Origin of the sequence: uncultured Anaerococcus sp. (assembly GCF_963510915.1) — a bacterium.
Taxonomy (GTDB): Bacteria; Bacillota; Clostridia; order Tissierellales; family Peptoniphilaceae; genus Anaerococcus.
This window is the reverse complement of sequence record NZ_CAUPHG010000143.1, coordinates 1-3,112: the sequence shown is the minus strand read 5'-3', so window position 1 is coordinate 3,112 and position 3,112 is coordinate 1. Positions and strand designations below refer to the sequence as shown.

Here is a 3,112-nt window from a genome sequence, read left to right as displayed (position 1 = left end):
TGAAAAATACGGTGGTTATACAAATGTAAATAAGGCTCATTTTATCGTTGTTGACATTCCAGGTAAAAAGAAAACAGAAAGAAAAATTTTGCCAATAGAAAAAGAAATTTATTTAAAGCAACAAAGTAATCCTGAAAAGGCAGATATTTACTTGAAGGAGTATTTTAAAGATAGGTTTAATATTGATGATTTTAATATTATATACCCTATTGTAAAAATGAAATCATTACTCAAAATAAATGGTTTTTATTACTTTATAACTGGTGGAACAAATAAGCATATTGAATTAAGTAGTGCCGTTCAATTAATTTTACCGAAAAAGAGTGAATGGGCAATAAAACAGATAGATAAATCAAGTTTAAATCAGTATCGAACACTCGATAGAATTAATGGTTTAACAGAAGAATTGGTTGATAATACCTTTGAATGTATTATTGATAAGCTCCAAACATCTATTTATAGCAATTCTTTCTTAGAGATTTCGAAAAAGGTAGATAGCGCAAAGGCTAAGTTTGAAAAGTTGAATTATCAGGAAAAATGTGAAGTAATATTAAAATTGGTAAAAGCAATAAGTTCATCTGGATCTAGACAAGATTTAAAAATGATAAATTTAAGTGGTACGTATGGTCGAATTAGTGGGAAATCGAATAATATCAACAATTATGATGAATTTAAAATAATAAACCAATCCATCACAGGCCTCTTTGAAAATGAAGTGGATTTGATTAACTTATGACCTGGAGAGTAGTAGTTATTGATAATCGTGCGAAACTTGAATTGAAACTAAGCCATCTTGTCGTAAGGCAAGATGGCAACAAGGTTCGCAAAATCTATCTGAAAGATATATCTCATATCATCGTAAATACAACAGAGGCCTCAATAACATTTGCTTTGTTAAATGAGATTGTCAAAAACAAGATAAAATTAATATTTTGTGATGAGAAAAGAAATCCGTCCGCTGAAGTAGCTCCATTTTATTCGTCATACAACACTAGTGAAAAAATTCGTATGCAAATGAAATGGGATGAATATATAAAAGGTGAGGTCTGGCGACTTATTGTAAAGAAGAAAATAAAAAATCAAATGTTTTTACTAAAAAATAATAAGAAAAATGAATATAAAATGCTTGAAAATTATATTACAGAAGTAGGATTTAATGATCAGACGAATCGTGAGGGACATGCCGCGAAAGTCTTTTTCACGAAGTGATGATTGTAACACAAATGCCGCTCTAAATTATGGCTACTCCATCCTATTATCATCCATCAATCGACAAGTAGTGTCTAATGGTTATATCACACAAATTGGGATATTTCATGATAATATGTTCAATCAATTTAATCTTTCGAGTGATTTAATTGAGCCATGGAGAATATATGTAGATAGTTATGTCTATAATCATATGGATGAGCCATTCGATAAAGAGCAAAAATTTGAATTAATAGACATACTAAATAATTATGTAAGGATTGATAATAAATCTACCCGTATTAATCAAGCACTAGATATCTATACCCGACCTGTATTTGATGCGTTAAACAATAGAGATGTGTCTCTGTTGAGGTTTCCAAGCTATGAGTTATAGATATATGAGACTGATAGTGATGTTTGATCTTCCAACAGAAGATGAAATAGATAGAAAAAGTTACCGAGATTTCAGAAAGTTTTTATTGAAAAACGGATTTATGATGATGCAAGAGTCAGTGTATGTAAAGATTGCTGTGAACCAAAGTGTTGCACGTTTAATTGCTAATAAAGTCCGGGCTAACAAGCCACCGAAGGGACTTGTGCAGATGTTTATTATTACTGAAAAACAATTTTCGAGGATGGAAATATTGGTCGGAACGGTAGACGAGGAATACATCACAGATGATCGGAGGTTGATCATATTATAACTCTCGTTACAGAATATTTAGAGAATTCATTTGAAATACATTCAAAAAAATTAAATACACTTGTAATTGAAGATACAAAATATTTTTCAAAATTTGTAAGAGGATTTATAGCATCCTTGAATCGACAGAATGATGATTTTGAGCTTATTGAAAAATTTGAAAAGTTAAACTTATCAAAAATTACCAATATTATTTTTGATTTATTTAACCTAGAAGCAAATGCATCAAATATATTAAAAAAACTCTATTCGGAATTAGAAGAAGATATAAATTCTGAAGAAATGTACCCTAAAAAAGTTGAGATGGAGAGTGTGGTTATCAAAATAATGGATGATTTAATCTACCGGTCAAGATTCTCATTGACGATGGGAGATGTAAATTATCAGAATTTATTTAAAGCATGTTCGGTAGAATTTGATTATGATCATTCATCCTTAGTTGAGAGATTAATTGAGTACATGGAAGTGTCCTCTAGATTACTAGGCATAAAGTTATTTGTTTTTGTCAATTTAGATAGTTTTTTAAGTGTTGAGGAATTGAATGAACTGAAAAAATACTTATGTTATAATGAGATTAAGGTTTTAGCCCTACAAAATAATATCTCAAGAAGAGTCGATTCAGATGAAAATTTGAGAATTATTGATAATGACTTTTGTGAAATTTAGCTATCGTCAAGCTATTAATTCTTAAATCTCGAATTTGAGGTTTGAGAGTTATGTAATTTCATATAGGACTAAAACGAAATAGGCGTAAAGCATTATGAAGTTGCTGTTTGAGAGTTATGTAATTTCATATAGGACTAAAACGTTAAGAGAACGCAACACAACCAACTCAAAGTTTGAGAGTTATGTAATTTCATATAGGACTAAAACTTGCAATTGCTTTTGGTTCTTCAGGTTCCATGTTTGAGAGTTATGTAATTTCATATAGGACTAAAACTGCTGTTTCTTTGTTCAAATTACACCTCCTGTTTGAGAGTTATGTAATTTCATATAGGACTAAAACTTATACACAACATCTAATCGACAGCAATCGTTTGAGAGTTATGTAATTTCATATAGGACTAAAACAAGTCCAAACGGACGGAATCTCAGCTTACTGTTTGAGAGTTATGTAATTTCATATAGGACTAAAACGCCAATCACTCTACCGATAATCACGAGTAAGTTTGAGAGTTATGTAATTTCATATAGGACTAAAACCACGCGGCATATCAT

The 3,112-nt window shown here is 30.3% G+C and carries 3 protein-coding genes, 1 pseudogene and 1 CRISPR repeat array; all 4 genes and pseudogenes read left to right on the top strand.

Going from position 1 to position 3,112, the window contains the following annotated elements:
- Positions 1-736 (top strand): Cas9 endonuclease PAM-interacting domain-containing protein (locus tag RQ893_RS08820; RefSeq protein WP_311482639.1); only part of this gene is annotated, 736 nt, incomplete at its 5' end.
- Positions 733-1,585, top strand: a pseudogene (cas1, locus tag RQ893_RS08815) (type II CRISPR-associated endonuclease Cas1). The gene RQ893_RS08820 and the pseudogene cas1, both read left to right, overlap by 4 nt.
- Positions 1,575-1,895, top strand: a complete 321-nt coding sequence (gene cas2 / locus RQ893_RS08810) for a CRISPR-associated endonuclease Cas2 (protein ID WP_311482638.1) — start codon at positions 1,575-1,577, stop codon at positions 1,893-1,895. The pseudogene cas1 and the gene cas2 overlap by 11 nt, the downstream one beginning before the upstream one ends.
- A complete protein-coding gene (gene csn2 / locus RQ893_RS08805) occupies positions 1,889-2,560 on the top strand; it encodes a type II-A CRISPR-associated protein Csn2 (RefSeq protein WP_311482640.1) in 672 nt (223 codons plus the stop codon). Before cas2 ends, csn2 begins: the two co-directional genes overlap by 7 nt.
- Before the next feature lie 39 nt (positions 2,561-2,599).
- Positions 2,600-3,097: a CRISPR direct-repeat array (repeat unit 36 nt; unit sequence GTTTGAGAGTTATGTAATTTCATATAGGACTAAAAC).
- Between the last annotated feature and the right edge of the window lie 15 nt (positions 3,098-3,112).

Coding starts and splice junctions, on each gene's coding strand:
- cas2 (WP_311482638.1), top strand. CDS start 1,575: ATGAGTTATAGATATATGAGACTGATAGTGATGTTTGATCTTCCAACA.